The 26730-nt window shown below is 68.0% G+C and carries 27 protein-coding genes; 20 read left to right on the top strand and 7 right to left on the bottom strand.

Annotation, left to right across the window (positions count from 1 at the left end; genetic code table 11):
* The first annotated feature begins 135 nt into the window (after window positions 1–135).
* From ACQE3M_RS12255 to ACQE3M_RS12235, 5 genes are all read left to right on the top strand, one after another.
* The gene (locus ACQE3M_RS12255) at window positions 136–1986 is read left to right on the top strand and encodes a PAS domain S-box protein (protein ID WP_430505910.1); all 1851 of its coding nucleotides are present in this window, start codon (window positions 136–138) and stop codon (window positions 1984–1986) included.
* Window positions 1987–3008: 1022 nt separating this feature from the next.
* Window positions 3009–4421, top strand: a complete 1413-nt coding sequence (locus tag ACQE3M_RS12250; RefSeq protein WP_430505909.1) for a lamin tail domain-containing protein — start codon at window positions 3009–3011, stop codon at window positions 4419–4421.
* Window positions 4421–4717, top strand: coding sequence for a DUF3006 domain-containing protein (locus ACQE3M_RS12245; protein WP_430505908.1), 297 nt, complete (start codon window positions 4421–4423; stop codon window positions 4715–4717). The genes ACQE3M_RS12250 and ACQE3M_RS12245 overlap by 1 nt, the downstream gene beginning before the upstream one ends.
* A 73-nt stretch (window positions 4718–4790) precedes the next feature.
* On the top strand, window positions 4791–5156 hold the full coding sequence (locus ACQE3M_RS12240) for a cupin domain-containing protein (RefSeq protein ID WP_430505907.1): 366 nt from the start codon (window positions 4791–4793) through the stop codon (window positions 5154–5156).
* Window positions 5157–5305: 149 nt separating this feature from the next.
* Window positions 5306–5959: a nitroreductase family protein gene (locus ACQE3M_RS12235; protein WP_430505906.1), complete on the top strand. Its 654-nt coding sequence runs from the start codon at window positions 5306–5308 to the stop codon at window positions 5957–5959.
* A 317-nt stretch (window positions 5960–6276) separates the two neighbouring features.
* On the opposite strand, the gene ACQE3M_RS12230 is transcribed toward ACQE3M_RS12235, so the two are convergent.
* Complete coding sequence (locus tag ACQE3M_RS12230) at window positions 6277–7620, bottom strand: sodium-dependent transporter (protein ID WP_430505905.1); 1344 nt, start codon at window positions 7618–7620, stop codon at window positions 6277–6279.
* Between the two features lie 249 nt (window positions 7621–7869).
* Between ACQE3M_RS12230 and ubaA the strand changes: the two genes are divergently transcribed.
* Window positions 7870–8718 (top strand): SAMP-activating enzyme E1, encoded by an 849-nt coding sequence (gene ubaA, locus ACQE3M_RS12225; RefSeq protein WP_430505904.1) that lies wholly within the window; start codon window positions 7870–7872, stop codon window positions 8716–8718.
* 49 nt (window positions 8719–8767) lie between these two features.
* Here the strand turns inward: ubaA and ACQE3M_RS12220 are convergent, their stop codons facing one another.
* Entirely contained in the window at window positions 8768–9187 is a 420-nt protein-coding gene (locus ACQE3M_RS12220) for a desampylase (RefSeq protein ID WP_430505903.1), read from the bottom strand.
* A 211-nt stretch (window positions 9188–9398) separates the two neighbouring features.
* Between ACQE3M_RS12220 and ACQE3M_RS12215 the strand changes: the two genes are divergently transcribed.
* Window positions 9399–9659 carry a MoaD/ThiS family protein gene (locus ACQE3M_RS12215; RefSeq protein ID WP_430505902.1) on the top strand — a complete coding sequence of 87 codons (261 nt, stop codon included), beginning with the start codon at window positions 9399–9401 and terminating at the stop codon, window positions 9657–9659.
* Window positions 9660–9842: 183 nt separating this feature from the next.
* Complete coding sequence (locus ACQE3M_RS12210; protein WP_430505901.1) at window positions 9843–10820, top strand: calcium/sodium antiporter; 978 nt, start codon at window positions 9843–9845, stop codon at window positions 10818–10820.
* 50 nt (window positions 10821–10870) lie between these two features.
* Here the strand turns inward: ACQE3M_RS12210 and ACQE3M_RS12205 are convergent, their stop codons facing one another.
* The gene (locus ACQE3M_RS12205; protein WP_430505900.1) at window positions 10871–11890 is read right to left on the bottom strand and encodes a PLP-dependent cysteine synthase family protein; all 1020 of its coding nucleotides are present in this window, start codon (window positions 11888–11890) and stop codon (window positions 10871–10873) included.
* 152 nt (window positions 11891–12042) lie between these two features.
* Here ACQE3M_RS12205 and ACQE3M_RS12200 point away from each other — a divergent pair, with 152 nt between their 5' ends.
* Window positions 12043–12342 carry a sulfurtransferase TusA family protein gene (locus tag ACQE3M_RS12200; RefSeq protein ID WP_430505899.1) on the top strand — a complete coding sequence of 100 codons (300 nt, stop codon included), beginning with the start codon at window positions 12043–12045 and terminating at the stop codon, window positions 12340–12342.
* Window positions 12343–12344: 2 nt separating this feature from the next.
* Window positions 12345–12680 carry a rhodanese-like domain-containing protein gene (locus ACQE3M_RS12195; RefSeq protein ID WP_430505898.1) on the top strand — a complete coding sequence of 112 codons (336 nt, stop codon included), beginning with the start codon at window positions 12345–12347 and terminating at the stop codon, window positions 12678–12680.
* Between the two features lie 149 nt (window positions 12681–12829).
* Here ACQE3M_RS12195 and ACQE3M_RS12190 read toward each other — a convergent pair whose 3' ends face one another.
* Complete coding sequence (locus tag ACQE3M_RS12190) at window positions 12830–14038, bottom strand: YeeE/YedE family protein (RefSeq protein ID WP_430505897.1); 1209 nt, start codon at window positions 14036–14038, stop codon at window positions 12830–12832.
* A 154-nt stretch (window positions 14039–14192) separates the two neighbouring features.
* Here ACQE3M_RS12190 and ACQE3M_RS12185 point away from each other — a divergent pair, with 154 nt between their 5' ends.
* The 6 genes from ACQE3M_RS12185 to dpsA (ACQE3M_RS12160) all read left to right on the top strand — a co-directional run bounded on the left by ACQE3M_RS12185 (window position 14193) and on the right by dpsA (ACQE3M_RS12160) (window position 19519).
* Window positions 14193–15497 (top strand): beta-propeller fold lactonase family protein, encoded by a 1305-nt coding sequence (locus ACQE3M_RS12185; protein WP_430505896.1) that lies wholly within the window; start codon window positions 14193–14195, stop codon window positions 15495–15497.
* 4 nt (window positions 15498–15501) lie between these two features.
* Entirely contained in the window at window positions 15502–16569 is a 1068-nt protein-coding gene (locus ACQE3M_RS12180; RefSeq protein WP_430505895.1) for a sulfurtransferase, read from the top strand.
* A 3-nt stretch (window positions 16570–16572) separates the two neighbouring features.
* The gene (locus tag ACQE3M_RS12175) at window positions 16573–17535 is read left to right on the top strand and encodes a YncE family protein (protein ID WP_430505894.1); all 963 of its coding nucleotides are present in this window, start codon (window positions 16573–16575) and stop codon (window positions 17533–17535) included.
* Window positions 17536–17815: 280 nt separating this feature from the next.
* Window positions 17816–18361: a DNA starvation/stationary phase protection protein DpsA gene (gene dpsA / locus ACQE3M_RS12170; protein WP_430505893.1), complete on the top strand. Its 546-nt coding sequence runs from the start codon at window positions 17816–17818 to the stop codon at window positions 18359–18361.
* Window positions 18362–18371: 10 nt separating this feature from the next.
* On the top strand, window positions 18372–18947 hold the full coding sequence (gene dpsA, locus ACQE3M_RS12165; protein ID WP_430505892.1) for a DNA starvation/stationary phase protection protein DpsA: 576 nt from the start codon (window positions 18372–18374) through the stop codon (window positions 18945–18947).
* A 2-nt stretch (window positions 18948–18949) separates the two neighbouring features.
* Window positions 18950–19519 (top strand): DNA starvation/stationary phase protection protein DpsA, encoded by a 570-nt coding sequence (gene dpsA, locus ACQE3M_RS12160; RefSeq protein WP_430505891.1) that lies wholly within the window; start codon window positions 18950–18952, stop codon window positions 19517–19519.
* 75 nt (window positions 19520–19594) lie between these two features.
* On the opposite strand, the gene ACQE3M_RS12155 is transcribed toward dpsA (ACQE3M_RS12160), so the two are convergent.
* On the bottom strand, window positions 19595–20182 hold the full coding sequence (locus ACQE3M_RS12155) for a Rieske (2Fe-2S) protein (RefSeq protein WP_430505890.1): 588 nt from the start codon (window positions 20180–20182) through the stop codon (window positions 19595–19597).
* A 97-nt stretch (window positions 20183–20279) separates the two neighbouring features.
* On the opposite strand from ACQE3M_RS12155, the gene ACQE3M_RS12150 reads away from it, so the two are divergent.
* Window positions 20280–20450: a hypothetical protein gene (locus ACQE3M_RS12150; RefSeq protein WP_430505889.1), complete on the top strand. Its 171-nt coding sequence runs from the start codon at window positions 20280–20282 to the stop codon at window positions 20448–20450.
* Window positions 20451–20465: 15 nt separating this feature from the next.
* On the opposite strand, the gene ACQE3M_RS12145 is transcribed toward ACQE3M_RS12150, so the two are convergent.
* Window positions 20466–20651, bottom strand: a complete 186-nt coding sequence (locus tag ACQE3M_RS12145) for a hypothetical protein (RefSeq protein ID WP_430505888.1) — start codon at window positions 20649–20651, stop codon at window positions 20466–20468.
* 168 nt (window positions 20652–20819) lie between these two features.
* Between ACQE3M_RS12145 and ACQE3M_RS12140 the strand changes: the two genes are divergently transcribed.
* Window positions 20820–21302, top strand: coding sequence for an Lrp/AsnC family transcriptional regulator (locus ACQE3M_RS12140; protein ID WP_430505887.1), 483 nt, complete (start codon window positions 20820–20822; stop codon window positions 21300–21302).
* A gap of 27 nt (window positions 21303–21329) precedes the next feature.
* Here the strand turns inward: ACQE3M_RS12140 and ACQE3M_RS12135 are convergent, their stop codons facing one another.
* Window positions 21330–22298 (bottom strand): amidohydrolase family protein, encoded by a 969-nt coding sequence (locus ACQE3M_RS12135; RefSeq protein ID WP_430506138.1) that lies wholly within the window; start codon window positions 22296–22298, stop codon window positions 21330–21332.
* Between the two features lie 402 nt (window positions 22299–22700).
* On the opposite strand from ACQE3M_RS12135, the gene ACQE3M_RS12130 reads away from it, so the two are divergent.
* Window positions 22701–24185: a proton-conducting transporter transmembrane domain-containing protein gene (locus ACQE3M_RS12130; protein ID WP_430505886.1), complete on the top strand. Its 1485-nt coding sequence runs from the start codon at window positions 22701–22703 to the stop codon at window positions 24183–24185.
* Window positions 24175–26721, top strand: coding sequence for a DUF2309 domain-containing protein (locus ACQE3M_RS12125; RefSeq protein ID WP_430505885.1), 2547 nt, complete (start codon window positions 24175–24177; stop codon window positions 26719–26721). Before ACQE3M_RS12130 ends, ACQE3M_RS12125 begins: the two co-directional genes overlap by 11 nt.
* Window positions 26722–26730: the final 9 nt, after the last annotated feature.

Below are 26730 nucleotides of genomic sequence, written 5' to 3'. Positions count from 1 at the left end.
GGAGATCCTCCCCGAGATGATACATGAACCCGTCGAATCCATCGATTGCCCTGGGATACTTTCTATCAGATAATATGTAGCTAATTCGTCACGATGTCGGTGGCTTTTCAACGCCGCGTCGAAAGCCTACTCGTAATGAGTGACGAATCGGTTCCGGTCACCGCCCGATCGGCCTCGGAGTATCCGAGCGAGATCCGGGTTCTCCACGTCGACGACGACGCTGCGATCCTCGACCTGACGCGGGAGTTCCTCGAGCGAGCACACGAACGTCTCTCCGTAACCTCCGTATCTGACCCGACGACCGTCCTCGACCAGCTCGGGGCGACCGATCCGCACTGCATCGTCTCGGATTACGACATGCCGGCGCTCGACGGCCTCGAGCTGTTCGACCAGTTGCAGGAGCACGGCGTCGATCGGCCGTTCGTCCTGTTCACGGGCAAGGGATCGGAATCGATAGCGGCGGACGCCATGTCGGCCGGCGTGACCGACTACATCCAGAAGGGCGGAACGGACACCTACGACGTGCTCGCCAACCGCGTGCTCGAGGCCGTCCAGTCACAGCAACGGAAGGTGATTGCCCGGCAGGCTGTGGACCACTACACCGCGCTCGTCGAGACGTCTCACCTTCCGGTGTATCACTACGACGAGGCGGGTCGGATCCGCTACGCGAACGAGGCCGCCGTCGAGCTGTTCGGCGAGGAGTCGGTCGAGAGCCTCGTCGGCGAGGAGATGTTTGACTATCATCCGCCGGAGCACCGCGAGAAGGTCCGGTCCCGGGTCGAACGGCTCCGGACCGGAGACAAGGTGTCGCCGACCGAACTCCGCTTCAGCACCGAGGGATCGACGCAGGTCGCGAAGGTGTCATGTGCCCCAACGGCCTTCGACGACGACGCGGTCGGGCAGACCATCGCGCACGACGTCACCGAGCTCCAGGAGAGCGAGCGGGAGCTCGCGCAACTGCGCGAGATCATCACCGAGGAGTTCAAAAGCGTCGACGCCGGCCTCTGGAAACACCGGGTCGACGACGACCGGATCACCCGGTACGGCGTCTCCTCGCTCCTCGGCCTCGAACCGGATCGCCTCTCCGACAGCTTCGACTCGTTCATCGAGCACGTCCACCCCGACGACAGGGAGACGCTCCGGGAAGCGTACGTGGGGGCATCGGAACGCGGAGAGTCCTTCAACGTCCGCTTCCGGGTGGAGCAAGCTGCGGACGAGGTTCGGTACCTCGAGGACCGCGGCCACCCCGTCACGGACGACGAGGGGCGGGTTACCCAGGTCATCGGACTCCTCGTCGACGTCACGGACAACGAGCACCGGAAACAGCGGCTCGAACGCCAGCGGGAGCAGTTCGAATCGATCGCGACGACGCTCTCCCACGATTTCCAGGGCCCCTTGCAGACGCTGAAGGGGCGACTCGAACTCGCTCGACACAGCGGGGACCCGCGCGAGCAGGTCGACGAGGCCCGATCTATCACCGCTCGACTCGAGGAGCTCGTCGACGGGCTCGCCCGGACCGTCCGTGCCGGGAAACCGGTCACTGACGTCGAGCCGGTCGCGGTCGACGCCGTCGCCACCGACGCGGCTCACGCCCGCTCGTTCCCCACGGACGACCTGACGGTCACGGCCGATCTGACTGTCGAGGCGAACCGCGACGCCCTGCACCGTCTCTTCGAGAACCTCCTCGGCAACGCGCTGGACCATGGCGGCGAGGACGTGAGCGTCGACGTCGGTCGCCTCCCCGACGGGTTCTACGTCGAGGACGACGGCGTCGGCTTCCCGGGACCGGTCGCGGACAGCCTCTTCGAGTTCGGCACGACGACCGCCGCCGACGGAACCGGCGTCGGCCTCGCGAGCGTGAAACGGATTGTGGGGAGCCACGGGTGGGAGATCGAGGCCGTCGACGGCGACCGCGGCGCTCGATTCGAGATAACCGGTGCGGAGGTGCTGCCGTCGAATCGGGATTCGAAACCAACGAGTCAGTGAGTGTCGTGCCGTCGCCGCTGGCCACCGCCTCTCTTCCAGCCGTTCTTCCCCGGATTGCCGAGTAACTCTCACCGTCGCGTAGGTCCTTCCGTCGACGACGACGTCGATAGCGCCGACTTCCCGAGGTCGGAGTTCGAACGTAAACTGCCGAGTCGCCTCGCGCCCGAGCGCAACTGTCTCCGTACGGGTCCTTGCTCGCGTCCCGAGTTCGAACGTAGTCGTCCCGGCCCCGTCGTCGTTGTCGACGGTGACCTGAATGGAGAGTGACTCTCCACGGGAGATGACCTTCGGGGTCACCGAGACGTCGACGATCGCGAACTGGGGCTCCGTGAACCCGACAGCAAAGGTGGACCCGTCGGTCGGGCCGGCGCGAAACCAATCCCCGCCCACGTGTCGCGTCGGCACCGGTCGCCACTCCTCGCCCTCCTGACGATACAGTCGAACCGCGTCGACGTGGCCGGCCTCCGGAAGCGACTCGGCCGGAAGCTGGAACGCCACTGGTGCTCGGTCGGGCGGCCGGTCCTCGTGTCCAGGTCCGTCGACGCGGAAGTAGCCCAGGCTCCGCGCCGGCGACAGTGCCGGGGCGGTTCCCGGCGGATCGTCGGAGAGCGACCGTGCGACTATCCTCCTTGCCTGTGCCGCCGCAGGTCCGTCCGCGACCGCGTTCGGCATCGCGGCCGGTTTCGGTATCGCAGTTGCTTCCGCCGTCGCGGTCGATTCCGCCTTCGCGGGCGCTTCCGCTATAGCGGTCGCTTGCGCTGTCGCAGTCGCTTCTGCTGTCGCCGTCGCGCCCCCACCTGCGAGGAGGCCGGGGACGAGCAGCAACGCGATCGCGACGTCGAGCAACCGACGACCGAGGGCGCTCACCACGGGTAGGCCCTGTTCCCCGCGGTATGCCTGATAAACCTCAGCCCTCGAATTCGCCGAACGCTCGGGTTTCTCCATCGTGACAAACCTGCTGTCCGGCGAACCCGCCTCCATCGGGCCGCCACCTCTTTCAGCCGCTGGGGTAACCTCGTACCATGAGCACGCGCCGTCGATTTCTGCTGCTGGCGGTCCTCGGCCTCGTCGTGCTGGCCGGGTGTAGTGGCGGCGTCAATCAGGGACCCCCGGAGCCGGAGACGACGGGAGGCCAAACGACGGCGACGCTGGAGGCGCCCAACGGAACGCTCGAAGTTCACTTCATCAACGTCGGCCAGTCCGTCAGCACGCTCGTCGTCGGACCGAGCGGGGAGACGATGCTCGTCGACACCGGCCACTTCCGGGACGACGGCGAGCACGTGCTGACGTACCTGCAGCGCCACGACGTCGAACGGATCGACTACCTCGTCGTCTCCCACAACGACGCGGACCACATCGGCGGCAACGCCCGGATCATCGAGTACTTCGAAACGGAAGCCGACGGTATCGGCGCCGTCTACGACCCGGGCATCGCGGCGAGCACGCAGACCTACGAGGGCTACCTCGACGCCGTCGAGGCCCACGACGTAACGCTGTACGAGACCCGCGCGGGCGACGAGATCCCCTTCGAGGGCGTCGACGTGACCGTGATGGGCCCGCCGGAACCGTACCTGGAGAACGAGGCGCGCAACGAGAACAGCATCGTGCTGAAGCTCCAGTTCGGTGCCACGAGCTTCCTGTTGACGGGCGACGCCGAGGACGATCAGGAGGCTCACCTCGTCGACGCGTACGGCGACCGGCTGAACGTCACCGTGCTCAAGGCCGGCCACCACGGCAGCGCCTCGAGCACGGGCGAGCGACTCCTCGACGCCGCGGCGCCGCAGGCCGTGGTCATCTCCAGCGGCTGGGACAACCAGTACGGGCATCCGTCGGCGGCGACGCTAGACCGCATCGCGGCACGCGACGTGCCGACCTACTGGACTGCGACCCACGGCGACGTCGTCCTCACGAGCGACGGCGAGCGGGTCGCCGTCGCGACGCAGCAACCCGCGCCGACCGACCCCGCCCGGCTCCGGGAGGGCGACCCGATCGACCCTGGCTCAACTGCACCGGTCGAGCGCCGGGCTGTCATCGCGGGAAGCGGCGAATTGACGGCGCCGAGCGCGACCGCGACGGAGACAGTCACTGACGGCGGTGCGGACCCCTCGGCGCTCGAGGTCGCGGAGATCCACGCCGACGCGGAGGGGACGGAGAGCGAGAACCTCAACGACGAGTACGTCGTCTTCGAAAACGCCGGTGACGCCGCGCTCGACCTGGGCGGCTGGACCGTCGAGGACGAGGTCGGGAAGACGTACACGTTCCCCGAGGGCTTCACGCTGGACGCCGGCGCGACGGTGACGCTGCACACAGGAAGCGGTACCGACACCGGCGCCGATCTCTACTGGGGTCGCGACTCCCCCGTCTGGAACAACGACGGCGACACCGTCGTCGTGACAACTGATACCGGCGAGGAGGTGCTACGGGTCTCGTACTGATGGTGACCGACGGAACTTACACCGCCGTGCTCGACCGGTTCGAGAGCGAGCAGGCCGTGCTCGTGCTCGAACGCGACGGCGAAGACGTCGCGGAGATCGCGGTCGATCGCGAACGGCTACCGGCCCCGGGCCGCCACCAGGACGCGGTGTACGAACTCGCCGTCGACGATGGCGACGTGGTGGACCTCGACTACGATCCCGACGCGACCAGCGAGCGAACGGAGCGCGCCCAGGACCGGTTCGATCGGCTCTCGGAGCGACCGCCGGGACGCGACCCGGACGAGCCCGCGGAGTAGCCGACGGCTGGCCCTTCGGTCGAGACGGCCCCGTCGAGGAAAAGCTATCCGCGGCGCTGGATAACGAGGCGACATGGAGAAAGTGAACCTGCAGGACGCGTTCGACTCCTTCGACGAGCACTGGTCGCCTCGTCTCGCCGGCGAGCTCAACGGACAGGCAGTCAAGCTCGCCAGGGCGGAGGGGGAGTTCGTCTGGCACGAACACGAGGACGCCGACGAGCTGTTCCTGGTGCAGTCGGGAGTGCTCCGGATCGAGTTCCGTGAGGAGCCGCCCGTAACGCTCCAGCCCGGCGAGTTCGTCGTCGTCCCGCGGGGGGTCGAACATCGGCCCGTCGCCGAGGAGGAGGTCGAGATGCTCCTGTTCGAACCGACCGAGACGCGGAACACGGGCGACGTCGAGGCCGAGGAAACGGAGACGGACCTCGAACGGATCGACTGACTCGGAGAACCGGTCCAACAGGTTGGATAACTCACCAATCCCATTGGACATCTTGAATCCCTTTTCAGAGTACCCGGTTACACTGATGTCACTCCCCGATCCGAGGGTTAGCAAACGGATATACGGGCCAGTCCACTACGTCCGGTCGAATGCAATCTGAAACGGAGTTTGCGGACGCTGATGCGGAGTACCCGAACGCGATCGAGGCACTTCGGACGCGACGGTCCGGGCACAACTTCGACCCCGAGGGCGACGTCGACGAGGAAACCCTGCGCGCGCTCATCGAGGACGCGTCGCTGGCGCCGTCCTCGTACAACCTCCAGCCGTGGGAGTTCGTCGCCGTGCAGGACGACGAGCGTCTCGACGAAGTCGTCGAGCTCGCGTACGGCCAGGAGCACATCAAGGAGGCCGGCACGGCGATCCTCGTCGTCGGCCACACCGAACTCGAGACCGCGGACGAGGTCTTCGACCAGTGGGTCGAGGCCGACCGCATGGATAGGGAGACGGCCGAGGCGACCCAGGAGCAGACCGAGGGCCTCTACGGCAGCGACCGGATGAGCCGCGACTACGCCATCCGCAACCCGAGTCTCGCGGCCCAGAACCTCATGCTGTCCGCGCACGCTCGCGGCCTGAAGTCCACCCCCATGATCGGGTTCGACCAGGACGGCCTTGCCGAGTTCCTCGAGCTCCCCGAGGACAAGGTGCCGGTCGTGCTCATCGCCGTCGGCGAGAGCGGTGGCGAGGAGCCCGAGCGCCTCCCGCGCCGCGACGTCGACGAGATCCTCCACCACGAGACGTTCTAACGGCGACTCGCGTACCCGTCGCGGTTCGCGTTCCCGTCGCGGTTCGCGTTCCCGTCGCGGTTCGCGTTCCCATCGCGGTTCGCGTACCCGTCGCGGTTCGCGTTCAGACCGACGTACCGTGCGTCGACCGGACAACTGATCGTCGAACCGGGCGACGTCCTTTTTAAGCAGGTTCGTCCCGCGAGCGGCGTCGCTATCGACAGGGTGCACTGACCGACATTCAGATTCGGGTTTCCAGGACTACCCGAGGTCTCCGGATTACGTAAAAAGCGGCCGGTGATCGAGATCGGTTCCGAGCGTCGACCGTCGCCGTCTCGCTACCCGAGGATGATCGCCGCGTCGAGGACGCCGCCCTTGATAAGCAGGTCCTGCACGCCGAGGACGAGCGTGAAGATGACGGCGACCGGGATCACGATCCGCACCCACCAGAGCCAGACGGTACTGAAGGTATCGCCCAGCGAGCTCCCGCGGCCGACCTCGGCGTACGAGTCGTCGGCGTTGACCCAGCCCACGAAGATGGCGAACAGCAGCACCACGATGGGCAGGAGCAGGTTGAAGACGACGTCGTTGTACCAGCCCAGCGTGTTCGTGTTCAGCGCGGTGGGGACGCCGAACGCGAAGATGCCCGCGCCGAGCGCGATCGCGACGCGGCGCCGATCGAAGTCGTACGTCTCCACGATGTACGAGGTCGGCGTCTCGAGCAGACTGATCGAGCTGGACAGCGCCGCGAACAGCAGGACCACGAAGAAGAGGACCCCGATAATCTCGCCGCCAGGGATCTCGCCGAACGCACTGGCGAGGCCGACGAACGCGGCGCCGACGCCGCCGGTGCCCGGCTCGGCGCCGATGGAGAACAGCAGCGGGAAGACCACGAACCCAGCCAGCAGGGCCACGAGCGTGTTGATGACGACGATGGCCCCGCCGTCGGCCGGGAGGCTGTCGTCGCTACCGAGGTAGGAGGCGTAGACGACCATCACGCTGAACCCGAGCGAGAGGGTGAAGAACGCCTGGCCGACCGCCGAGGGGACGATGCTGGCGAAGTTGCTCGCGAGCACGCCGAAGTCCGGCGACAGGTAGTACTCGTAGCCGGCCGCGGCGCCATCCAGGGTCGAGCCCCAGATCCCGAGCGCGACGAGCAGGACGATGATCGCGGGGATCATGAACTTCGTCGCCCGCTCGATCCCCTCTTCGATACCGGCGGCGACGACGCCGATGGTGATCGCCATGAAGGCGGCGTGGGTGAGCACGGCGGTTTGCCCCGCGGAGACCGACCCGAAGAAGGCGCCGGCGTCACCGAAGTACGCGCCGGTCGCGCTGCCGAAGATGTAGCTGAGCACCCAGCCGCCGACGACGCTGTAGAAGGCCAGCGTTACCACGGTGGTGACGACGCCAAGGCCGCCCGCGGCCGACCAGTTCCCGTGGCCGAGTTCCGCGAAGGCACCGACCGGGTTCCGCTTGCTCTCCCGACCGATGACGAACTCACCGAGCATCGTCGGGAATCCGATGAGCAGCACGGCGAGCAGATAGACGACGAGGAACGCTGCGCCGCCGTTTGCCCCCGTCTGGAACGGGAACGACCAGATGTTTCCGAGTCCAACTGCGCTACCCACGGCAGCGAAAATGAAGCCGATCCGTGACGTCCAGGTCTCTCGTTCTGGCATGGTCTACCATGGTGTGTAGTTGAGATGCGCATAAATGATGCGATATTCCGGAGCGAACCTTTAGCAACGATCCCAACACATGATCGAACTGGATATCCGATCGATATTTGGTCTCGCTGACGGGTTCGGACCGGGTCGCCTTCTGCCTCGTTGCGTCAGCGTCCGTCGTTCCCGTCGGGACCCGTCAACGTTAGCGGCAGCAGTAGTCTCCTCCCGTGTGCTTTTGGCCGCCGCGACGTACGTTTCCGTATGAGCGACCTCGACCTCGACTCCACCCAGCTCGACCGTTACTCGCGGCACATCATCATGGACGACGTCGGGCCGGAGGGGCAAAGCGACCTCCTCGACGCCGAGATCCTCGTGCTCGGCGCCGGCGGCCTCGGCTCGCCGATCATTCAGTACCTCGCCGCGGCCGGCGTCGGCACGCTTGGCATCGCTGACGACGACGTCGTCGAGCTATCGAACCTCCAGCGCCAGACGATCCACGGCAACGACGACGTCGACCGGAAGAAGGTCGACAGCGCCGCGGAGTTCGTGGAGAACCTCAACCCCGACGTCGACGTCCGGAAACACGAGCTCCGGGTGACGAAGGATAACGTCGAGGAGCTCATCGAGGGCTACGACTTCGTCGTCGACGGCACGGACAACTTCCAGACGCGCTACCTCGTCAACGACGCCTGCACGCTCGCGGGTACCCCGTTCACGCACGGCTCCATCTTCCGGTTCGAGGGGCAGGTGACGACGTTCACCGCGGCGGACGACTCGCCGTGTTACCGCTGCATGTTCCCGGAGGCCCCGCCCGAGGGGATGGTCCCCAACTGCGCGACCGCCGGCGTCCTCGGCGTGCTGCCCGGCACCGTCGGCAACATCCAGGCGACGGAGGCCGTCAAGTACGTCCTCGGCGAGGGCGAGCTGCTCGAGGGCGAGATGGTGTTTTACGACGCCGCGAACATGGAGTTCGACAAGGTCGAGATCACGAAGAAGGACGACTGTCCGGTCTGTGGCGACGACCCCGCCATCGACTCCGTCCACGACGTGGAGTACTCCGCCTCCTGTGCCATCTCCCGCGAGGAGGATCCCGAAGTCTCCGCCGACTGAGGTCCCGTCACGCGGCCGACGTCGCTTTTCCCTTATAAAAGCGCGTTCCTCACGCCTCGACGACCCGCACGATCTCCTGTTCGAACGCCTCGTCGTCCCCGCGCCAGCGCCACGAGCCGAGGTAGGGGTAGCCGTCGAACGCGCAGATCGCGTACGAGTAGTCCGGCCAGGCCGCGCGGTCGGCGTCCGTCTCGCTCGGCTGGGTGGGGCCTGCAGGATGCGTGTGGTAGAACCCGACCACGTCCAGCCCGGACTCCTCGATCTCCTCGATGACGGCGAGCTGCTCCTCGGGGTCGATGTAGTACCGGATCTCCGGCGTGTCGGCGGCGTTCTCCGTCGCGTAGGTGTCCGTCACCCGGCTTCGTTCGTCGTCGTACTCGCCGGCGAGGACGCCGCACACCTCCTCGGAGCCGCCGTCATAACCGGCGTACACGACGTCGTCGTAGGCGTCGCGCGTGAACTCGATCATGGTCCCGCTTCCACGGGCGGCCACTAAATCCCCACGTCGGCGGCAGCGAGGCGCCACAGTGTCGGCGGCAGCGAGGCGCCACAGTGTCGGCGGCAGCGAGGCGCCACAGTGTCGGCGGCAGCGGCGCGCTGCGGTCTGTGTCCCCGACTCGCACGACGGCGGCCGTTGCCGCCGACCCGCCCCTTTTGAGCGTCCGCGGCCAACGTCGGGTATGGCCGAAATCAAGATCCCGGCGGTGCTCGGCGAGGGCGGTACCGAGTCCGTCGAGGTGGGCGGCGAGACGCTGGAGGACCTGTTCGACAACCACGCCGACGAGCACGGCGCGGAGCTCCGCGACAGCGTCATCGAGGACGGCTCCATCAAGGAGTTCATCAACGTCTACGTCGACGGCGCCGAGGTCAACGATCTCGGCCACACCGTCGAGGAGGACAGTCGCGTTCGCGTCATTCCGGCAGCCAGCGGCGGCTGCTGAGCGCCGACGTTCCGCTTCTACGCAACCGCGTCCCCGAGTCGTCCGGACTGCTTTGGGTGTCGACTCTTCCCCGTCGTCCGTCATGCTGATTTCAGTACGGGGGGGTTCCGTCCCGGTTCTGTTTCAGGATCCTCCCGACTCGACGTGTCAACATTGATTGGTGGACCGGGGCTACGCCGAGGCATGGTTGGAGGCGGCCCTCTCGTTCAGGTCGGCGTGATCCTCGCATCGATTGTCGGATTATGGGTCGGCGCCCGCCTGCTGGTCGACGCCGTCGTCAGGTTGGCCCGCCGATTTGGGCTCTCGGATCTGACGATCGGCCTGACGATCGTCGCGATGGGCACGTCGACACCCGAGCTGTCGGTCTCGATCGACGCCGCGCGCAAGGGGCTCGGTGACCTGGCGGTCGCGAACGTCCTCGGCTCGAACATCTACAATCTGGCGTTCATTCTGGGCGTCATCTCGCTGGTGAAGGTCATCCCGATCGCGAAATCGCTCGTCCACCGGGACGGCGTCGCGCTGCTGGCCGCCACGCTCGTCGGTGGGATCGCGATCCTCGATCATCAGATCACGCGACTCGAGGGCGCCCTCCTGACGGGGCTGTTCGTCGTCTACACGGCGTACCTCCTCCGGGCCACGCAGTCGGAAACCGCCGGATCGGCCGACGGACCGCTCGCGGCCGGCGGCCTCATCGGAGAAGTCGCCGACCAGGTAAGCTTCCGGGGGCGCGATGCCCTCTTCCTCGTCGGCGGATTGGGGGTGGTGCTGGTGAGCGGCGACTACATGGTGGTGGCCGCCTCGGAGCTGGCTCGCGGCGTCGGCATCTCCGAGTGGGTCATCGGCGGCACCATCGTCGCGGCGGGGACCTCGACGCCGGAATTCGCGGTCTCGCTGGTGGCCATCCAGCGCGGTAGCCTCGGCGTCTCCGTCGGCAACGTCGCCGGCAGCAACATCTTCAACATCACCGGCATCATGGGCATCGCGGCGGTCGTTAACCCGCTCGCCGTGACCGGCGCCGCGCTCGAGACGCTTGCCTGGTTGGCCGGAATCACGCTACTGATGGTCGCCGCCCTCTGGACGGGCCGGGAGCTCTCGCGAGTGGAAGGGGCTTTGTTCACAAGTTCGGAGATCGCCCGGTGGATCCTGGGCATCCTCGGGTAGCGGCGGAACTCGCCTTTGCCCAATTGCCGACCGGAAGCAACCGAACCCGCTCAGTCGTCGTCCTCGAGGTAGTCTTCCCACAGCGGGATGTCGGCGTACTTGTCGCCGCGGTCACACAGCGGCACGACGACGACGTCCTCGGCGTCGAGCTCGTCGTCCGCGTCGAGCTGGTGGACGGCCTGGATCGCCGCGCCGCTGGAGGTGCCGACGACGAACTGGCCGTCGACGCGCAGGTGATCGCGCACGACGGCCTCGTCGTATTGGCCGGCGTCGCGGACCGGGATCTCCCGCTCCTGGAAGCGCTCGCGGAGGTCGCGGGCTCGCTGATAGGCCGTCTCCGTGTCCACGTAGCGCTTTTCGTCGAGAACTGACTCGTCGTACGTCTCGGGGTGGTAGTGGTCGCCCGAGCGGAGGAATTTGAGGCCGTCGATGGCGTGAAGCGGGTTCGCCGGCTCGAAGCCGACGACCTGCACGTCCCCGCGGTCGTGGAGCCCCCGCCCGGTGCCGGTGATGGTGCCGCCGGTGCCGACGCCGGCGACGAAGTGGGTTACGTCGCCGTCGGTCTGCTCGTGGATCTCCCGGGCCGTCGTTCGCTCGTGCGTGCCCGGGTTGTTCGGGTTCGCGTACTGGTTCGGCCGGTAGTAGCGGTCCGGGGCCTCGGCGACGATCTCCTCGCAGCGCTCGATGACGGCGTCGTAGCCGCGGTCGGCGTCGACGAAGTGGATCTCGGCGCCGGCGTCGCGGATCGCCTCGACCTTCCCGCCGCTGGCGTTGTCCGGGACGACGATCTCGACGTCGTAGCCGCGGTTCGCGGCGAGTCGTGCGAGCTCGCTGCCCGTGTTCCCGCTGGACGGTTCGATGACCGTCTTCTCCGGCGTTAGCTCCCCGTCGGCCTCGGCGCCGTCGAGCATCCCCTTCGCGATGCGGGACTTCACGGAGCCGCCGCCGTGGTCGGCGGCGTAGAGGTTGAACCACTCGGCCTTGCCGAGCACGGTCGCCGGCACGTCGACGTCGAGTCCTACCAGCGGCGTGTCGCCGATAGTGGACTCGTCGATCCCTGCGTCGGTCATGGGCGGGCTTACCGTCGCTGGTCAAAGGCTCTGACGCATCCGGCGGGGACCGCGCCCGTTCGGGACGGAATGGCCCGACGTGGGCGTCCAAGAAAGAGGTCAGGGCTGCACGTGGCGAAACCCGTATGCCAGCGTACGCCGTAGGAGCCAGTATGAGCCAATCAGGCTGGGAGGACGTCGTCGATTCGCCGGACGAGCTCGACGACGAGACCGCCGAATCGCTGTTCGAGGAGGCCACGGAAGTCCAGGACATGACGGGGGAGGTCTGCCCGTACCCGCAGGTCGAGGCGAAGAAGGCGATCCAGGGTCTCGACGAGGGCGACGTGCTCGTGCAGGAGACGGACCACGTTCCCAGCACGGAGAACGTCCCGAAGTCGGTCGCGGACCAGGCCGACGCCCGCGTCTGGAAGAGCGGCGACGGACGCTACCGGATCTTCCTGCGGAAGGAGTAACCATGGTCGAGGAACTCACCCCCGACGAAGTGAAGGCAAAGCTCGACGAGGAGGACGTCCAGGTCATCGACATCCGCCCGGAACACCAGTACGAGTCCGGCCACATCCCGGGCGCGGTCAACGTCCCGATGGGCCAGCTGCCGAGCCGCGTCGACGAGCTCGACTGGGGCGAGGACATCGTCGTCGCCTGCCCCATCGGCCAGTCGTCCGTCCAGGCTGCCCGCCTCATCGACTCCTACGAGGACGTGAGCGACGACAGCGACGTCCGCAGCATGGCCGGCGGCTACCAGGAGTGGGACTACGAGCTCGAAAGCGGCGACGCCGCGGACGCCGAGTAACGGGTCGAGAGGGACGATAACGATTTCGCGTTCCGCCCGCGGTCGGCGACGTGGGTTTTTAAACTGCCGAGTCGTCGACGACGTTTGCTTTTAAGAACGAGTCGGGGACTGCGACGTTTCTTTATAAGATATCGGCGAGGACCGTCAGCTCAGATGGCGCAGCCGACCTCGCGGTAGAGGTAGTGGGTCATCACGTACGTGCCGAGGATGATGCCGGCGCCGGCGAGCAGCGAGTGGAGCGACAGCAGCGCGACGCCGCTGAACAGGTTCGCGATGTTGCAGCCGGGCGCGAGCCGCGAGCCGACGCCCATCAGCAGGCCGCCGACGACGGGATTGTGCAGGCGGTTGACCTTGGGCCAGCGGATCCGGAAGTCGCCGGAGAGGACGGCCGCGAGGAACGAGCCGACGACGACGGCGGCGATCATGATCATGTCGATGGTGACGGTGACGCCCTCGCCGCGGAAGAGGACGGAGCCCCAGTACTCGACGCCCGTGACGTCGACGCCGGCGGCGTTGAGCAGCCAGCCGGCCCACTTCGCCTCGCTGCCGGTGATCGCCCACGCGCCGTACACCCAGAACCAGAGGCTGGCCACCAGCGCGAGGCCGATGCCGGCGGTGCGCGCGTCCCAGGAGCTCCGGAGCCGCTCCGTTACGGGGCGGTCGTCAGTCACGAACCCGCGGAGGTACTCGCGGGTGCCGCTCGCCATGCCGCGGAGCCCGACGCCGAGTGCGGCCGTCGCGTCGTTGACCGCCGCGACCTGTCCGCGCGTTCCCTGCAGGAAGCCCGACTCGCCGCCGGGGTCGTCCGGGAGCGCCCGCCGACCGACGACGAACGCGTACACGAGGATGCCGGCGGTAGCGACGAGCAGTCCTGTCACTGCGGGCGGCCACGGTGCCGCGAGGTACAGCGACGCGCCGTCGCCGAAGCGGAGCGGCTCGAAGTACACCGACCGCAGCGTCGGGAACGCGTACGCGAAGACGACGTAGCCGACACCCATGAACAGCAGCGTGAGCCAGAACTGCACGTAGCCCTGTCCTGCGCGGTACAGCGTCCCCGACGCGCAGCCGCCGGCCATCGTCATCCCGATGCCGAAGACGAAGCCGCCGACGAGCGACGTCAGCCCCCACGCGGGCGTCCAGAACCCGCGGAAGTAGCCGAGCGTCGCCTGGAAGCTCCAGAAGATCGTCATCACGAGGACGCCCGCGAGGACGCCCTTCAGCACGCGTGTGTCCTTGAACGCGACGAAGTCGCGAAACGCGGAGACGAAACAGAAGCGGGCCTTCTGGAGGAGCACTCCGAACGCCAGCCCGACTGCCACCGAGATCGCGACGTACGCCGGCGGCGAGAGGGTGAACATGGGTTCGTTTGTTCGCTCTGCCGTCTTGACTTATCGGATCCGCATGCACTTGCCCGTAGTCGTTCGTTGCGGCAAACATTGCCACCATCGCCGAGCGGGGGCAATGGGCTGAGCGTTCGTCGTGCCTATCCGTAGCGAGTGCGAAGCCGCGCGTATGACCGACGAGTACGACGCTGACGTCCTTTATCCGAACGCCACCGACGGTGCCGACGACGCCGACGGCGCCGACGGTGCCGACGACGGGGGTGACGTCTCCCGTCGGTCCCTCCTTGCCGGATCGGCGACGGCGGGCGCGCTGGCTATGGCCGGCTGTCTGGGCGACTCCGAGGGCGACGACGGCAGCGGCGAGGAGACGGTGTACGTGTTCAACACGGCCGACAAGTCGGTGAGCGTCATCGACGCCGCCACGGACGAGCTCGTGACGACCCAGTATCTCGGCGCGACCGCGTCGTTCCCGGCGAACCAGTACGTCTCGGACTACACCACGGGCCCCGGCGACCCGGTCTGGCTGAACGTCGACCAGGGCGTCCGCGCCGTCGACGCCGAGACGCTCTCGGAGCTGGCCTCGCTGGAGACCGGCTCCGGCGCGAACTGGCAGGAGGTGACGCCGGACGGCGAGACGCTCGTCGTCAGCGCCCGCGAGCCCGTCCACAAGCTGTTCAAGCTCGACGCCGACCCCGAGTCCGACTCCTTCGGCGAGGTCCTCGCCGAGATCGACCGAAGCGACGAGGCAGGCCGCGGCGACAAGGAAGGGCCGGGCCCCTGCGACGTGACGATCCACCCGGACGGGCAGTACGCCTACGTGCCGGACATCTTCGCGGACAAGCTCAGCGTGATCGACGTCGCGTCGTTCGAGATCGTCGAGCAGGTCCCGGTGGAGCCGGCGACCGACGCCGACGCCGTCGCGCCGTGGATGGACACGGCGTCGCCGGACGGCGAGACGCTCCTCGTGGAGAACAACGAGGGCGACCACGGGACCGAGAGCATCTGGGACGTCAGCGACCCGGCCGCGCCCGAGGAGGTCACCCGTCTCACCGCGGACGACGACCTCGGCGCGCTGCCGCTGACGAGCGAGATCGGCCCCGATTCGAAGACGGGCTACGTGTTCACGGCGAACTCCAAGGACGTTACCGTGCTGGACCTCGAGGCGAACGAGGTCGTCGACCGGATCGACCTCGGCGGCAAGGCGTTCGTCGGCACGTGGGACCCGAACCACGAGAAGCTGTACGTCCCCGTCCAGACGAGCGACGAGGTGAAGGTCATCGACCACGCCGCGGGCGAAGTCACGGCGACCATCGGCGTCGGCTCGAAGCCATACGGCGCGACGACGGGCCTGGTCCGCCCGGTCGGGGACACCGCGAACAATTTCCTGGCGACCGCCGCCTCGCTCGGCATCGAGCTTTCCGAAAGCGGCACCTCGTACTGCATCGGCGAGTGCGCCTGCGGGCACCAGTGGTGAGCCGATGACGCCGAACGACGCGACGGATAGCGATCAGGACCTCAACCCCGACTCGGCCAGGGACGTCACCCGACGCTCGCTGCTCGCGGCGACCGGCACCGGCCTCGCGGCGACCGCCGGTTGCGCCGGGGTCTACACCCCCGCGGATGCCGCGAACGACGTCGCGGTTCGGGGGAATGTGGACTACTTCGCCGGCCCGACACAGCTCGCCGCCGACGACGCGGTGTTCCTCGACGCCCGCACGCGCGACCTGTTCCGCACCGAGCGCATCTACGGCGCGCGGCTCGCGCCCGTCGACGAGCTGACGGCCCAGTCGGAAACCGAGTCCGGTCTCATCCCCGACACCGAGGCGCTCGCGAGCGCGTTCGGCGCCGTCGGCGTCGCCCCCGACGACGACGTCGTCGTCTACGGCGGGAGCGTCGGCTCCCGCGTGACCCGCGTCGCTTTCGCGCTCGAGTACCTCGGCCACCGTGGCGACATCACCGTCCTCAACGGTGGCTTCGAGAACTGGACCGGCCGCGTCGGCACCGGCGACCGCGACCCGCCGACCGCGGAGTACGACCCCGACGTGCGCGAGGAACTGGTGGTCACCCGCGACTGGCTCGCGGAGCGCGTCGGCACGTTCAACGGCGACGGCCCCGGCCTCGTCGACGTCCGTTCACCGGAGGCGTACCTCGGGGCGAAAGGCTCGGCTGCGCTCGAGGAATCGAACCGCCGCCATGGACACCTTCCCGGCGCGGTCGACGTCCACTGGCACGGCAACGTCGACGGCCGGACGCTCGCCGACCCGATCGAGCTGGCGTCGCTGTACTTCAACGCGGCCGTGCTCGACCAGGACGGTACGATCGTCGTCTACGGGCAGGGGAACGTCAACCCGACCAGCACCTGGCTCGCGCTGCGCGCGCTGGGCGCGACCGACGTGCGCCTCTACGACGGCGGCTTCGCGGAGTGGGCGAACGTCCCCGAGGCGGAACGCGGCCGCTACCCGGTCGAGACGAAGACCACGACCGTCGTCGAGGCCGAGGGGAGCGTCGGCGGCTCCGACGACGGCGGGTTCTCCTGTACGGGCTGACGCATGCTCCTCGCAGTCCCGTGCTCGGCGGCCGACGCGGTCGCCCTGTACGACGCGGCGGATGGAACCCCGGCCGGCGAGGTCGCCGTCGGCTCGCACCCCGTCCACCTCGCGGCCGCGGACGGGCGCGTCCTCGTCGCGACGATGGGTGAGCGCTCCGTCGACGTCGTCGCCGACGGCGCCGTCGAGCGGATCGAGACGGGCGTCCTCGGTCCGTCGCACTTCGCCGTCGGTGCCGACACTGCCTTCGTTCCGTGTACCGGCGGCGACGCGGTCGCCGTCCTCGACCTCGAGACCCTCGACTGCACCGAGCGCGTCGCCGTCGGCGCAGAGCCGCACGACGCCGAGCTCGTCGACGGCACGCTCTACGTCGGGAGCCGGGCGGACGGCACTGTTACCGTCGTCGACGCGGAGACAGCAACCGTGCGGACCGCCGTCGACCTCGGGACGGTGGACGGCACGCAGGCTCGCGTGCAGGGGCTGGCCGCAGCCGACGACGGCGTCTACGCCGTGGACCAGGCCAACGGTCGCGTCGCGCATATCGAGGCGGGGAGTACCGCCGGCGTCGCAGGCGTGGCCGCGGTCGGCGAGAACCCCTACGAGCCCGTCGTCGACGACGGTCGCGTGCTCGTGGCGGGTCGCGACGACGGGACGGTGACGGAGCTCTCCCGCGATCTCTCGACGGCGACGACGCACGACGTGGGCGGAACGCCGACCGAAGTCGTGACCGCGGACGAGGACGCGTGGGTGTTCGACCGTGACCGGGCCGTGGTCAGGTCCCTCGGCGGCGACGGCGTCGAGCTCCCACATCCCGGGTTCGCCGCCGCTCGCGACCCGGACCGCCCGGCGCGCGTCTACGTCTCCCATTACGACGACGACGCCATCAGCGCCGTCGACCTCGACACCGGGACGGTCCGCTGGACGGCGGACACCCCGGAGCGACCGTTCGAACCGCTTCCGGTTTAGTCGTGGCCCCGCGACGGCTCCGGCCGCGGCGTTGCGTCGGACCCTGGCGTCGGACTCCGGTGTCGACCTCCCCGGTTCGACCATTCATATATAAAATAAATCACTTTCTCCGGGGATCGACCCCTCGTCCGCCGTTTCGCCTGTCGCTGTTCGGTTGTTAGAGACACCAAAGAACGCCCGTGCCGTCTTTTAAGACGTACGGGTTGGCTGCTCATTTTGGCGCGCCTAAAATATCTAAATGCTGACAAACTTTATAAGGATGGCCGCCGAACAGATGGATATGAGCACCGAAAAGCAGCTTCGACGCGAAGCGGGAACCGTCGAGGAGAACGCGCTGAAGATCGACCAGAACAAGGCCGAGCAGATCATCGACGCCCTGAACACCGACCTCGCGGCGACCTACGTGCTCTACCACCAGCTGCGGAAGCACCACTGGAACGTCGAGGGGGCGGAGTTCGAGGAGCTACACGACTGGTTCGGCGACGCCGCCGAGGACGCCGAGGACAACGCGGACGACATCGCCGAGCGCGTGCAGGCGCTGGGCGGTGTGCCGGTCAGCGGCCTCGAGTCGCTCGCGGAACACGCACCGGTCGAGTCCGAGGGCGACGACGTCTACGACGTTCGGACGTCGATGCAGAACGACCTCGAGCTCTACCAGAACGTGATCGAGTCCGTACGCGAGCACGTCGCGCTGGCGGAGGACCTCGGCGATTACGCGTCGAGCGAGCTGCTTCGCGACGTCCTCGAGGACCTCGAGGACGACGCGCACGAGGCGCAGCACTTCCTCGAAGACGACACGCTCGTCTTGGAAGAAGCAACGCACTGAGGTGGTCACGATGGCGAAGAGACAGATCGGCCTGGTCCGGGAACCCGACACTGGCGACCGTCGCCAGGAGTGGGACACCGTCGAGGAGAACGCGCTCCGGATCGACCGCGACGACGCAGCCGAGATCGTGGACCGCCTGCGCGTCGACCACGCCGGCACGTTCAACCTGTTTTACCTCCTGCGGAAGCACTACTGGACCGCCGAGGGCGCCGAGTTCCACGAGGTGGCGGAGTTCCTCGAGGACGCGTACAAGCGTGCCCGCGACATCAACGACGACCTCGCGATCCGGATCGTCGAACTCGGCGGCGTCCCGCCGAACACGCCCCCGACGATCCAGGAGCACGCCGAGGTCCACCTCGAAGCGGAGGACATCTACGATCTGCGGACCTCGCTCGAGGGCGACCTCGAGGGCTACGCAACACTGGTCGCAACCATGCGCGAGCACGTCACCACGGCCGAGCAGCTGGGTGACTCCGGGACCGGTGACCGGCTCCGCGACCACCTCGAGACCCTCGAGGACGACGCCCACGAGATCGAACAGCTGCTTGCAGACGACACGCTCGTTCGCGAGGAGGCGCTCAACTGACCATGGCGAGTACACCACACCTCCGGAAGCCGGCCGACGACCGCGTGCGCCGAGAGTGGGACGCGGTCGAGGAGAACGAACTGCGCATCGACCGCGAGGCGGCCGAGCGGCTGGTCGAGGCTCTCAACTCCGAGCTGTCGGGGCTCTACATCCTGTTCAACCAGGTGCGGAAGCACTACTGGCTCGTCGAAGGTGCCAGCGCGGAGGACCTCAGTGAGTTCCTGGCGGACGCGGCCGACCGTCTCACCGACATCACCGACGCCCTCGCGATCCGCGTCCACGCGCTCGGCGGGGTCCCGGTGTGTGGCCCGATGGGGATCCGGCAGCACGCCCCGATCTACATCGAGGCACCGCACCAGTACGACCTGCGGTCGTCGCTCGACCGCGACCTCCACGGCTACGCCGAGCTCGCCGCGCAGATCCGCGACCACATCGAGCTCGCCGACCAGTTACACGACCCGGCGACGAGCGAGCTCCTGCGCGGGCACATCAAGACGCTGGAGGAGGACGCGCACACGCTCGAACGGTACCTCGCCGACGACACGCTCGTCCGCGAGGACGCGCTCCGCTGAGGCGTCGCCGCCACGCCGCCCCTTTTTCGCCATGACGGAGTGCGCCGTCCCCCGAGCGCCCGCTTTTGCCCGGTTTCAGTACGCCAGCCGATTGCAGGCGTCGAATCGGTCGTCGGCCAGGTAGACGTCGCCGTCGCGGACCTCGACGTCGAACTCCTCCAGCTCGTCGCCCCGGCATGGGCCGTACGAGCAGTAGCCGTCGCCGCACTCGAAGCGCGCGCCGTGTTCGTGGCAGACGATCTGGTCGTCGTCGACGATGGCCCCCTTCCCCGGGTCGAGGGGGACCTTCGGCTTGTGTGGACAGGAGTTGCGCCAGGCGAACACTTCGTCGCCCTCGCGTCGCAGAATGAGCTCCACCCCTCGCCGTCCCCGAACGGCCTCACAGCGGATCGTGCTGTCGGTCGGGACCTCCCGCAAGGGGGCGACGTGGCGCGGCTCGGTCTCCTCCTCGCTCGATGCGTCTTGCTTGGGCTCCGGATCCGGCCCCGACTCCGTCTCCGGCCCCGGCCCCGCAGATCCGACGTCGTCGCCGACGTGCCCATTCCCGTCGATCGAGAAGCTGAACGTCGCGTCGCTCGTCTCGACCTGTCCGCTGTCGTCGTGGATCCGAGCGGTATCCTCCTCGTACTCCGATTCGATGGACACCCGGACTGCGTCGCGCATTTGCACGCGTTTTTGGCTGCCCTAAAAAGTGTCTTCCGGAAGTCGCGCGCGACGCGCTCCCGACATCGTTTTAGGTCTGGCTAAAACTAGCGAGGGTATGGACGACACCGACGTCACTGTGGATCTCGAGGTGGAGGTCGAGGTCGAGCCGGACGAGTTCGAGCTCGAACTCGGCGACAAGCGGGAAGTGGAAGGAGAACTCGAGGCCGACGGGATCACCATCGAGGTCGAAGCGGAGATCGACGTCGAGGGCGAGGAGTCCTACTGAGCGACCGAACGCCCACTACTCGGAGGGCGAGACCGTCGTGTCGCTCGCGATCCAGCCATCGGTGTTGCCCGGTTCCGTGAGGATCGTCCGGTCCGCGTTCAGGTCGTAGGCGTTGAGCTCGGGCGCTTCGTCGACCATGGCGTCGGCAACTGGCTCGTTCTCGGCCGTCGCGTCCGATGGCCGGCTGCGTGACGTTGTCATCGAATCAGTTTAGGCATACCTAAAAACAAAAAGGTTCGGATCGGGGGCGGTTTTGTCCCCAATCCACCGAGCGTCGTGGAATTCGTCCGACTCAACTCGTCCCACGGTCGATTCCGGCGCGTCTCACGGAGCCAAAGTGCCTTGTATGCCCGCAGAGAAGCAGCGAGCATGACCGAGTACGAGCTCGATACCATCGATCGGGAAATCCTCTACGCGCTTCAGGAGGACGCTCGGAACCTCTCCTCCGGTGAGATCGCCGACCGAACCGAGGCCTCGTCGAGCACGGTTCGCAAGCGCATCCAGCGGCTGGAATCGGAGGGGATCATCAAGGGGTACAGCGCCGACGTGGACTACCAGAAGTCCGGCTATCCGCTCCGGATGCTCCTGTACTGCACGGCCCCGATCCCCGATCGTGGGGAGCTCATCGAGGAGATCCTCGACATCCCCGGGGTCGTGACGGTCCAGGAGCTCGTCACTGGCGAGAAGAACCTGCTCGTGACCGCGGTCGGCGAGAGCGACGACGACATCACGCCCGTCGCGAAGGAGCTGCTGGACATGGGGCTGACCGTCGCCGACGAGGTCCTCGTTCGGAGCCATCGAACGAACCCCTTCGACGACTTCTCGACGGGACCGAGCCCGGGCGAGGACTAGCAGGTCGACGGCGCCCGCCGGACGCCGCTACAGGACCGTACGCTTCACGTCGGCGGCGCCGGCACGGCGAACGACCGCCGCGATCACGTCCTCGTAGCCGGCCAGGTTGTTCGAGTCGCCGTCGAGCACGAGCAGCTTCGCGGCCCGGCCCGGCTCGACGACGCCGTAGTTCAGGTCGGCGATCTCGGCGCCGGCGCGGGTCGCCATCCCGAGCACCTCCCGCGGCGTGACGTCGAACGCCCGCGCCGTGTACGCCATCTCGCGGAACATCGACGGCTCGTTCAGCATGACGTTGTCCGTGCCGAGCGCGACCGTGGTGTGGTCCAGCAGGTCCCTGAGCGGCGCCTTGCCGACGTCGAGCACGAGGTTCGCGCGCGGACAGGCGACGATGGGCACGTCCTGCTCGGCGACCCGGGAGAGGTGGTCCGCCCCCGCGTGGACCATGTGGACGAGCAGGTCCGGGTCGAGGTCCAGCGCGGGATGGATGTCCGTGTCGTCGGGCTCGCCGGCGTGGATCGCGAAGGGCTTTCCCGCCTCGCGGGCGGCCTCGCGATGCTCCCCGAACGAGGAGTCGTTGGCGCCGCTGGCGCCGTAGCCGTCCGCGACGTCGAGCACATCGGGCTCGTCGCTCCCGAAGATGAACTCCTCGACGGGCTCGGTGTTGGCGGCGTCGCGGAGCGCGAGCGCACCCTCGGTCCCGAACTCCCGGAAGTCGAGGAAGACGGCCGTCCCGGTTTCCTGCATGAACGCCATCGTTCGGCGTATTGCCGTGATCAACTCCTCGCGGGACGCCTCGCGCAGCCGACGGTGCTTGCGACTGGTCGGCGGGACGACGGCCTCCTCCAGCGACAGCCCGACCGCGGCCTCCTTGGCGACCGAGTCCCCGATGTGCGTGTGCGCGTTGACGAAGGCCGGGAGCACGATGTCGGTGGAGTCGGTCGAACAGGCCTCGACCGCCTGCACCTCCCCCTCCTCGACGACGACGCGGCCGCGCATCGGCTCCAGCTCCGGCCCCGCGAGTATCGTTCCCTCAAGCTCCACGGTGATCACTCCTCGCCGGACGTGAACCAGCGACCCCGCACGCTCCGTTCGCGCTACCTATGCTCATTACCGTCTCGTTCTACCCTCGGGCGTTTATATCCATCCCGTCGCGGGGGGTCGCCGCCGACGGAACCGCCGCGCCCGGGGGGCGCTTTCGGAGTGCCCGAGCCGAGAACAACACGATCGATCATTGGGTATTGTTCGCATAGCGCCATTTTCCGAACGATTTGTTCATACCAAAGACTATAATAACCAGACTGTCCTTGAATAGGATAGAATCGGCCAGTGCGGTAGCAAAACGGCGGCGTGCGGCCGTCTGCGCGGTGCCCTGGACTGGTCCGACGGAGATCACGAATAATGGCAGGACAAACGCAACGGACGGATCGCGTACAGCTCCCCGAGACACCGCCGACGTCGACGCCGGTGCCCCGATGGGCGACGCGCGCCGTCTGGGCGCTTTTCCTGCTCAGCCTGACGCTGCTCGCGATCGTCGGCTTCGGCGGAGCGGAGTGGCGGCTTCCGGGCTACGTCGCCGTCGATGGCCTGACCGTGGTCTCCTGGGCCATCGTCACCTTCGTCAGCGGGATCGTGCACTCCTACTCCCGCCGCTACATGGCCGGCGACCGCCATCTCGACCGCTTTTTCGCGACGATATTCGGCTTCACGCTCGTCGTCATGACCGTGACGGCGGCCGACCACGTCGTGTTGTTCGCCGCATCGTGGCTGGGCATGGGGCTGGCGATGGCCTCGCTCATCGGCCACGACCGCGACTGGAAGCAGGCGCGGGCCGCGGCCGCCCTCGCCCGCCGCTACTTCCTCGCGAGCAGCGGGCTGCTCGCCGGGAGTCTGGCCCTGCTCGCCTGGGCGACGGGCACGACGTCGATCACCGGGATCCTCGCGGGGGCCGGGACGCTCTCGCCGACTGTCTTCGGCCTCGCCGTGGCCGGGATCGTCCTCGCGGCCGTCGTTCAGTCGGCGCTGTTCCCGTTCCAGGGCTGGCTCCTCTCCTCGATGACAGCGCCGACGCCCGCCTCGGCCCTGATGCACGCCGGGTTCGTCAACGCGGGCGGCATCCTCCTCACTCGCTTCGCGCCGCTCGTCGCCGCCGACGCGACGGTCATGCACCTCCTCGTCGTCGTCGGCGCCGCGAGCGCATTGCTCGGCCAGGCGCTGCTGCTCGTTCAGACGGACGTCAAGCGGAAGCTCGGGGCGTCCACCGTCGCCCAGATGGGCTTTATGATCCTCCAGTGCGGGCTCGGCTTCTTCGCGGCCGCCATCACGCACCTCATCCTCCACGGGTTCTACAAGGCGTACCTGTTCCTCTCCTCGGGCGCGACGGTGACACAGACGGCCCCGACGGAGAAGAGCCGCGACGAACTGGGCCTCGGCGGGGTCGTCGTCAGCCTGGCCACCGCACTCGGCGGCGGCGCACTCTTCGTCGCCATCACCGGGAAGGGGGCCAAGCTGGACGCCGGCCTGTTCCTGGCGCTCGTCGTGGTGCTGACGACGCTGCACGCCGCCCGCGACGTCCTCGGGCAGTCGAAGCTCTCGGCGCGTGGGAAGCTCGCGAGCCTCCCCCTCGTCGTCGTCGTCCCGATCGGCGTCTACGGGGTCCTGTTCAACACCATCTCGGGGCTGCTGTCGACCGTTCCGACGTCGAGCGCGCCGACCGAGCTCTCGGTCGTCCACGTCGCGCTCGGCGGCGTCTTCGTCGCCGCCTACGTCGCAATCGAGCTCGGGTGGCACCGCTCCAGCAAGCGGCTCTACGTCGCGCTGCTGAACCGCTCGCAGCCGGCGCCGGAAACGGTGCTGACCTCGAAGGAGGATTACAATGACTACTGATAAACCGCACCTCACGAACAGCATCGAGCGCGCGGCGGAGCACGTCGGCTCGGTCTGGCCGCTCCACTCGTTCGTCACGGCCAATCCGCTCTCCGGCTTCGAGGACCAGCCGTTCCACGAGGCCGTCGACGACGCCGAGCAGCTGCTCGGTGGTCGCGGCTACCCCCGCCCGGCCGTCTTCCGGCAGGCCTGGGAGCAGGGCCGGATCGGCGCGGAGGTACTGGCCGACGAACTGGACGCTCACGGTATCGACGAGGAGCCGGAAACGGTGCTGGACCGGCTGGGGGCGTCCGAGTCGAAGGCGGATGCAGCGGGCGACTCCGACCCCGACACAGACCCCGCGACCGAGGAGGTCGACCGCATCCTCTCGAAGTGGCTGGCCGCCTTCCTCGACCATGGAAACGCCAAGTGGCCGATGCCGGACCGCGACCGCGGCTTCTACGCCGCCTGGCGGGCGGTCGCGCCGTACGACGGCGAGATCCCGGACTGTAAGCGCCCGTCGGACATCCCCGAAACCCCGGACGCAGCGCTGGAGGACGTCCTGTCGAGCTATCCCCAGGGGGAGTGGGAGTCCATCTTCGAACAGCAGCTCGCCGCGCTCCCCGGCTGGACCGGGTTTATCAAGCAGCGCGCGGCCGACGACGCCGACCCGTGGCAGTCGGAGTACCCGATCTCGCTGGTCGAGTACCTCGCCGTGCGGCTGGTGCTCGCGGACCGCCTGGATGCCCCCCTCGACCCGGCGGACGAGGTCTCGGACGCCGAGGAAACTGCCGACGTTGACGCAGACGTCGCCGCCGACGTCGTCGACGCCGGGGACGCTGCCGACGAGGTACCGCTGCCGGAGATTCTGTTGACCGCGTGGGAGAAGAGTCACCGCGACCGGCTGCTGGACCGGATGGCGGAACCGACCGAGGCGACAGCGGCGACCGCGTCGACCGAATCCCCGGCGGAGCCGTCGCGTCCGGCCGCCCAGCTCGTGTTCTGCATCGACACGCGCTCCGAGGTCATTCGCCGGCACATCGAGGCGACCGGGCCGTACGAGACGCACGGCTACGCGGGCTTCTTCGGCGTCCCGATGCGGTTCCAGGGGTACGACGCGGACGTCGCCGTCGATTCCTGTCCGCCCATCGTCGACACACAGCATCGCATCGCGGAGCGCCCGACGCAGGACGCCGACCCGGCACGGGCCACACACGACCGCTGGGAGGGCCTGGTGAATTCGGGTGCGAAGCTGCTCGACTCGCTCAAGGCCAACACGGCGGCGGCGTTCAGCTTCGTCGAGAACGCCGGCGCGGGCTACGGGGCCGCGCTCGCGGCCCGGACGCTCCTGCCGGCTCGGGTCCGCGACCTGCTCGGGGCGGCCGACCGCGCGCCCGAGACGCACGAGTTCTGTGAGCCAGCCGTCGACTACAACCCGGATTCAGTCCACGGGCTCCGCGAGGGGCTCACCCTCGACGAGAAGGTCGACTACGCCGAGTCGGCCTTCGACCTGATGGGCTGGGAGACGTTCGCCCGGCTCGTCGTGTTTACCGGCCACGCCAGCGAGACGACGAACAACCCGTTCGACTCCAGTCTCGACTGCGGCGCCTGCGCCGGCAACGCCGGCGGCCCAAACGCGCGCGTCCTCGCGGCCATCTGCAACGACGAGGACGTCAAGAGCGAGCTCCGCGAGCGCGGGTTCGATATTCCCACCGACACCGTGTTCCTCGCGGCCGAGCACAACACGACGACGGACGAGATCGCCCTCTTCGACGACGACGTGCCCGCGAGCCACCAGGAGGATCTCGAAAGCCTGCGCGAGGATCTGGCAGCGGCCCGGGCCGGCGCGGCGGCGGAGCGGACTGACTCGACGACGGACGAGTCCCGCGGCGGCGACGGCAACGCCGACAGCGACGGCGACGGCAACGGCGTTCGCGAGGCGCAGCGCCGCGCCGCGGACTGGGCGGAGACGCGGCCGGAATGGGGACTCGCCGGCAACTCCTCGTTCGTCATCGGCCCCCGCGAGCTGACCGCGGACGAGGACCTCGACGGCCGCGCGTTCCTCCACTCGTACGACTGGCGGACGGACCCCGACGGCGACGCCCTCGAGGCGATCATGACCGGCCCGCTCGTCGTCACCCAGTGGATCAACAACCAGTACTACTTCGCGACCGTCGACAACGCCGTCTACGGCAGCGGCTCGAAGGTGACCCAGAACCCCGTCGGCAACGTCGGCGTGTACCAGGGGAACGGCGGCGACCTGATGACGGGCCTCCCGCTACAGTCGCTCTACGCGGCCGACGACCGGCAACACCACCAGCCACTGCGCCTGACGGCGCTGATTCACGCCCCGGTCGACCGGGTCGTCGACGTGCTCCGGCAGCACGAAGAGCTCACGCAGCTCCTCGACAACGGCTGGATACAGCTGACGGTGCTGGACCCCGAACAGGAGAACGCCCCGTTCCACTACGAGGGCGAGCTCGAATTCGAGCCCGCCCACGCCGAGTCGACCGCGCCGGAGCCGACGCCGGCCGTGTCCGGCGAAGCGGCAGATTAGGGGCGGCTC

Source organism: Halosubterraneus shenae, assembly GCF_050510935.1.
In the GTDB taxonomy this organism is placed as follows: domain Archaea; phylum Halobacteriota; class Halobacteria; order Halobacteriales; family Haloferacaceae; genus JBDGPU01.
Note: the sequence above shows the minus strand (reverse complement) of the source record. Positions and strands in the feature narration are given on the sequence as shown.